The 6371-nt window shown below is 62.3% G+C and carries 4 protein-coding genes and 1 pseudogene; all 5 read right to left on the bottom strand.

Features of this window, described 5'->3' with window-relative positions; all coding sequences use genetic code 11:
* Positions 1-1095, bottom strand: a pseudogene (locus NEZ08_RS17345) (bifunctional [glutamine synthetase] adenylyltransferase/[glutamine synthetase]-adenylyl-L-tyrosine phosphorylase); the annotation flags it as partial.
* Positions 1096-1154: 59 nt separating this feature from the next.
* A complete protein-coding gene (locus tag NEZ08_RS17340) occupies positions 1155-2627 on the bottom strand; it encodes an ATP-binding protein (protein ID WP_298109388.1) in 1473 nt (490 codons plus the stop codon).
* Positions 2611-3291, bottom strand: a complete 681-nt coding sequence (locus NEZ08_RS17335) for a response regulator transcription factor (RefSeq protein WP_298109391.1) — start codon at positions 3289-3291, stop codon at positions 2611-2613. The genes NEZ08_RS17340 and NEZ08_RS17335 overlap by 17 nt, the downstream gene beginning before the upstream one ends.
* A 284-nt stretch (positions 3292-3575) precedes the next feature.
* Positions 3576-5156: a Do family serine endopeptidase gene (locus NEZ08_RS17330; protein ID WP_298109385.1), complete on the bottom strand. Its 1581-nt coding sequence runs from the start codon at positions 5154-5156 to the stop codon at positions 3576-3578.
* Between the two features lie 173 nt (positions 5157-5329).
* On the bottom strand, positions 5330-6371 hold a 1042-nt coding region (locus tag NEZ08_RS17325; RefSeq protein WP_298109383.1), incomplete at its 5' end, for a methyl-accepting chemotaxis protein.

Here is a 6371-nt window from a genome sequence, read left to right as displayed (position 1 = left end):
GGCGAAAAATTCAATTTCGCGGATGCCGCCGCGGCCGATCTTGACATTATGGCCTTCGACCGTGATCTCGCTTTGCCCACGATAGGTCTGCATCTGCCGCTTCATGTCATGCACGTCGGCGAGTGCGGCGAAATCCAGATGCTTGCGCCAGACAAACGGCGCAAGCTCCGCCATCAGCGCCTCGCCGGCCTTGAGATCGCCGGCGCACGGTTTCGCCTTGATCATGGCGGCACGCTCCCAGGTGCGACCTTCCCGCTCGTAATAGTGCAGCGCAGAGGAGGTTGAGATTGCCAGCGGCGTCGAGGCGGGATCGGGACGCAGCCGCAAATCGACCCGAAAGACGTAACCCTCCCCGCTTCGTTGCTGCAGCATCCGAGACAGGCCCTGTGCGATGCGGACAAAGAACGGTTGCGGTTCGATGTCGGGCGCCAGCGAAGATGCCTCCGCATCGTAAAAAACGATCAGGTCGATATCGCTGGAGAAATTCAATTCACCGGCGCCCATCTTGCCCATCGCGAGCACGATCAGGCCGCATCCCTCCTCCGGCCGCTCCGGATTCGGCGGCAGCATCCTTCCGCGCGCCCCCTCCTGCCGTAACAGGAACTGCAATGCTGACTGCACTGAGGTGACCGCCAGATCGGTCAGCGCCTCGGTCACCCGCATGACCGGCCAGACTCCGCCGATATCGCACAGCGCGATCAACAGCGCAGCTTCCGCTTTGACGAGCCGAAGCGACTGCATCGCTTCGGCTTCGCTCGTTGCTGCCCACACATGCTGGCCAAGGCCCGCGATCAGGCGGGCAAAATGCCGAGCGGGTTCATTCTGCAACAGCCTGAGCAAGCGGGCCGCATCGGACCGGATCAATTCGAGGAGATAAGGCGAAGCCTCGGTGATGCTCGCAAGGATCTGCCTGGCGAGAGGATGACGTGCGAACAGCTCTTGAAATGCAGCCGCCTGGAGAGGAGCCACATCCGACAGAACATCCAAAAGCCGCAGCGCCGCCTTATCCGCGTCCGTGAGATGCGGCGCGGCGACAAAGCTTGCGGCAAGCGAGGCAGGCTCGGCATTCGCATCACGGATTCCACGAAGGGGCATGACGAATGTCGATCCAGAAAGAAGCTCAGACGACTTTCAAAGCGCGATGGCGAAACCGTTCACGCAGCCTTCTGTGGCATATCCTGCGTTTGAGCCGCAAGTCTGTCGCTGGAGCCAGACAGCGCCGGAATAGCAAGTGTGGCAATAAGTCCCGGATGGGCATCATCGAGCCTGAGGTCGCCGCCATGCAGGGTCGCCACTGCGGATGCCAGACTGAGCCCGAGACCGGAACCCGGCTGCGTGCGGCTGGCTTCCAGGCGAACAAATCGCTCGATCGCGTGCTTGCGGTCGCCCACCGGAATACCGGGCCCGCGATCGGTGACGCTGAGCAGTATCCGATCGCCCGCGCGCTTGGCCTCGATGAGTATCGTCTTGCGTTCCGCTTCTGTAGCGGCGCCGGCATTGAGCGGCTGGACCGCAAGATCGGGCTTGCCGTACTTGATGGCGTTCTCGACCAGGTTGGCCAGTGCCTGGCTGATCAATTCGCGATTGCCGTGCAGCGGCGCCGGTTCGGCCTTTACATGCAGTGTCATGCCGTCTTCTTCGGCGAACGGTTCATAGAGCTCGTGGATGCCGCGGGCGACATCGGCGGCGTCAAAGTCATCCATGTTGCCACGCGCCTGCCCGGATTCGGCGCGCGCAATCATCAAAAGCGCATTGAAGGTCCGGATCAGGCCGTCGGATTCGTCGATGGTGCGCTCCAGCGCAGAACGATATTCGGCCTCGGTCCTGGACTTCGCCAGCGCCTCTTCGGCGCGGTTGCGCAGACGGGTCAGCGGCGTTTTCAGGTCATGGGCGATGTTGTCGGAAACTTCCTTCAACCCCATCATCAGCGCCTCGATGCGTTCAAGCATCGCGTTCAGATTGAGTGCGAGGCGATCGAGTTCGTCGCCGCTCCGTCCAACCGGAAGACGCCCGCTGAGATCACCCGCCATGATGCGCTGGGTCGTCCCGGTCATGGCATCGATCCGGTGGAGCACCCGCCGCGCGACAAAGATGCCGCCACCAAGGCCGAGTACGATGACGATCAACAGCGACCATTGGGCTGCCTTGGCGACGATGCCGAACAGCCGCCGCCGCTCCTCCAGGTCGCGCCCGATCAGAAGCCTGAAGCCGCCCGAAAGTTCGGTGACCCGAACCAAGGCGTAGTGATCGGTCGAATCTTGATCATCAAGCCGTCGATAAGCGGTTTCCGACCATCCCGTCGTGGCCATGACCCCCGGCGCGAGCGAGCCGACGTTGCCGGCGATCGCCTGCCCTGCCGGCGTAGTCACGAGATAGAGGTTCGCGCCGGGCCGCAGTGCGCGATTTTCGATGGCGAGAACCAGGCCGCGCAAACCACGGCGGGCAAAGGTATCGCTGATTTCACTGGTCTCCGCATTCACCGTCGCGGTGATCTGCTCGGTGATCAGACGCCGGGTATTCCACGCGAAAAAGGCAAGCAGGGATGCGGCGAACAGCGCGAACAGAAACAGATAGACCAGCGTCAGGCGAAACGCCGTCGTTCGGATCAGCTTACCGAAGGCCGTCACGGATCATGTATCCCGCGCCGCGTATCGTATGCAGCAGCGGCCGGTCAAAACCTTTGTCGATCTTGGATCGCAGCCGCGAAATATGCACATCGATGACATTCGTCTGCGGATCGAAATGATAATCCCAGACATTTTCCAGAAGCATGGTGCGCGTCACCACCTGGCCGGCATGCTTCATCAGATATTCCAGCAGTCGGAATTCACGTGGTTGCAGCGTCAGCTCTTCCTTGCCGCGCGTCACCCGGTGCGAGAGACGGTCGAGCTCGAGATCGCCGACGCGGTAGGTGGTGTCCTCGGCCGGGCCACTCCGGCGGCGCGACAGCACTTCGATCCTGGCGAGCAGTTCGGCAAACGAATAGGGCTTTGGCAGATAATCGTCACCGCCAGCCCGCAGGCCCTTGATCCGGTCGTCGACCTGCCCTAGTGCGGACAGGATCAAAACCGGAGTGCGGTTCCCCTTCTCGCGCAGTGCGCCAATCAGCGACAGGCCGTCGCGCTTGGGCAGCATCCGGTCGACCACAAGAACGTCGTAATCGTTGCCCTCGGCAAGCGCCAGCCCTTCCTCGCCATCGGCAGCCAGGTCGGCCACATAGCCCACTTCACGAAACGCCTTGACCAGATAGTCGGCGGATTCGCGGTCGTCTTCGATAATCAACAGTCGCATCTGGGTGTCGGTTGCGATCGCGGTCACGGGAGGGTTTCCATCACCATGGCGCGACCGGGGCCCTCATGCAAGACGAACGGGCGCGCCCTCTTGAGCCAACTAAAGACAAAAAAGCGGGCGGTGAAGCTGGGGGGACCTCACCGCCCTTTGACCTCCCGACGGAGGGGGGCGTTTTCCACCGGAAGGTAGTCACGGGAGCAGGCTCATTGACCTGCCCCCAAGGAAAGCGCCGTCGGCGGGGGCGATTAGGCCGACGGTACCCTCCATTCCATCGCTCCCTGCGTTCAGCCCTTGGCCAGCGGGACCGCGACAAAGCGCGAAGACCCACCGCTCTTGACCCGCATCAGGACGCTATTCTTGTTGTCGTTGCGCGCGGCGGTGATGGCCTCCCGCACGTCTCCGACATTAGCAACGCTCTTTCCAGCAACTTCCAGAATCACGTCACCTTCCTTGAAACCGCGCTCGGCCGCCGCACTCTTGGGGTCGACATCGGTGACCACGACGCCCTCCTTGCCGGCGCCGGCAACGCTATTGGCCGGTGCAAGAGTCAAACCGAGCTTCGGTACATCGGTTCCATGCGCGGTGCCGCCCTTGTCGCTATCGTCGGTGTCGGCTTTCGCCTCCAGCGTATTCGGCAGTTGGCCGAGAGTGAGGCTGATGGTCTTGTCCTGGCCCTTGTGCAACACGCTGAGCTTGACCGCCGTTCCGGGGGCGAGACCGCCAATGGTGCGCGCGAGCTCGCGTGCATCCTTGACCGTTTCACCGTTCACCGCGGTGATCACGTCACCGGATTCAATTCCAGCCTTCACTGCCGGACCGTTCGCCTGCGGCTCCGCCACCAAGGCACCTTCCGCCTTCTTCATGCCGAGGCTGTCGGCGATATCAGGCGTGACTGGCTGAATTTGCACGCCGATCCAGCCGCGGCTCACCGAGCCCTTGTCCTTGAGCTGGGCAATCACGCTCTTCACCGTGGCGGCCGGAATCGAGAACGCAATGCCCACGCTGCCACCGGACGGCGAATAGATCGCGGTGTTGACGCCAATCACCTCCCCTTCGGTGTTGAAGGCGGGACCGCCGGAGTTGCCCTTGTTCACGGGCGCGTCGATCTGGATGAAGTCGTCATAGGGTCCGTTGCCGATGTCGCGGCCGCTGGCCGAAACGATGCCGGCCGTCACCGTACCGCCGAGACCAAACGGATTGCCGACCGCCAGAACCCAGTCACCGATCCGCGGCTTGCCGTCGGAGAGTTTGGCGAACGGGAAATTCGACCCGCCTTCGACCTTGATCAACGCAAGGTCGGTCCGGGCGTCGGTACCAATCACCTTGGCCTTGTAGCTCTTGCCGTCGTCGGTCGTCACCTCGACCTTGTCAGCGCCGTCGACCACATGGTTGTTGGTCACGGCGTAGCCGTCAGCCGAAATGAAGAAACCCGAACCCTGGCCTGTCACGACGCCGCGGCCATGCGGAATCGCGCGCAAGCCGGGCGGAAGATCCCCTCCACCGAAGCGACGGAAGAAGCGTTCCATCGGCGATCCGGGCGGAAACGGCGAATCGTCGTCGCTGTCGTTCTTGGAGAGCTTCTCGTTGATATTGACCTTCACCGAAATGACCGAAGGCTTTACCCGCTCGACGATGTCGGCAAAACCAACCGGCTGCGCGACCTTCTTCACCTCATTGTTGACCTGGGCATGCGCGGAGGTGCTGAAAATGTCGACCGGGCCGGATGACGATCCAAACCCGTAAACGGCAACGCCGAGGCCGGCGACAACCGAGGCCATCAGCGCGAACTTGCGTGCCGCCAACAGCCGGCGCGGTCTCCGGTAAGACGGAAGTGAGGAAAGATCGACGGTGTTGCGGTCGGTCATAAAAGCTTCTCCAGGAGACACAGATCGAAAGGCGCCAAGGCAGGCGCCAAGGCCAGTACGTTGCAGGTCCCAACATGGAGATTTCCGCCTTACGATGCGCTGGCGGAGGAATTAAACTTTTGTAATGAATGGCCCGGGGATATGCGGCGGATTACCGCAGGCAGATGAAGCGCTCAGCTTGCCTTCACGCTGCGGATGAAGTCGTCGACCTCCCGCTTCAGGGTCATTGCCTGCCTGGACAGGTCGGCAGCGGCATCAAGCGCCTCGGCCGCCATCCGCCCGGTTTCCGCTGAGCTTGCGGTAATCTGACTGATGTGATTCGACACATCCAACGTGCCCCGGGCCGCGTCCAGGACACTTCGGGAAATATCCTGGGTCGAGTTTCGCTGGCGGTCGGTATCGACATCGATGCCGGACATGATGCCGTTGATCTCGCCGAGGGTAGCGGAGATGGCATCGATGGCGCAGCAAGTCTCTGCGGTAATTTCCTGGATGTTGCCCACCTGGGCCGAGATCTCGTCCGTGGCCTTGCTGGTTTGGTGCGCGAGGTTCTTCACCTCCGAAGCAACCACCGCGAACCCTTTGCCGGCTTCCCCTGCCCGAGCCGCCTCGATCGTCGCGTTCAACGCGAGCAGATTGGTCTGGGAAGCGATCGCCTGCACGAGCTGCACCACGGTGCCGATTTTCTCCGCCGCCTCCGACAATGTATGGATCGTACCCCGGCTTTTCTCGGCCTGGGCGGCAGCGCCTTCCGCGCGCTGGGTGGCATCCGAGACGCGACGGCTGATGGCGCCGATGGAGGTAGTCATCTCCTCTGTCGAGCGGGCCACCACCTGCACGCTCGCGCTGGCCTGATCCGCGGCCGTTGCGACGGAATTGGCTTTATTGGTGGTTTCGTTCGCGACCTGCGACAGCGTCTCGGCGTTGCTCTTGAGGTGCCCGGCCGATGAGGCCACACTTGCGACGACGCTCGCAACCAGCTCGTCAAAATCGCGGATCCGGCCATCGAGATAGCGAGAGCGGTCGCCCTGGTGGCGAGCCTCTTCGAGCTTCTGCTCTGTCAGCCGCTGCCTCTCGATGCCGTTGGTCTTGAAGACTTCAAGCGCACCAGCAAGAAGCCCGATTTCGTTCGATCCGCCCAATCCCGGGATCGACGTTTCGTACTTTTGGTCGGCGACCTCGCGCATCGCGTGCACGATCGCCGAGAGCGGCCGC

The sequence above is a fragment of the Bradyrhizobium sp. genome, from assembly GCF_027451485.1.
Lineage (GTDB): Bacteria > Pseudomonadota > Alphaproteobacteria > Rhizobiales > Xanthobacteraceae > Bradyrhizobium.
Note: the sequence above shows the minus strand (reverse complement) of the source record. Positions and strands in the feature narration are given on the sequence as shown.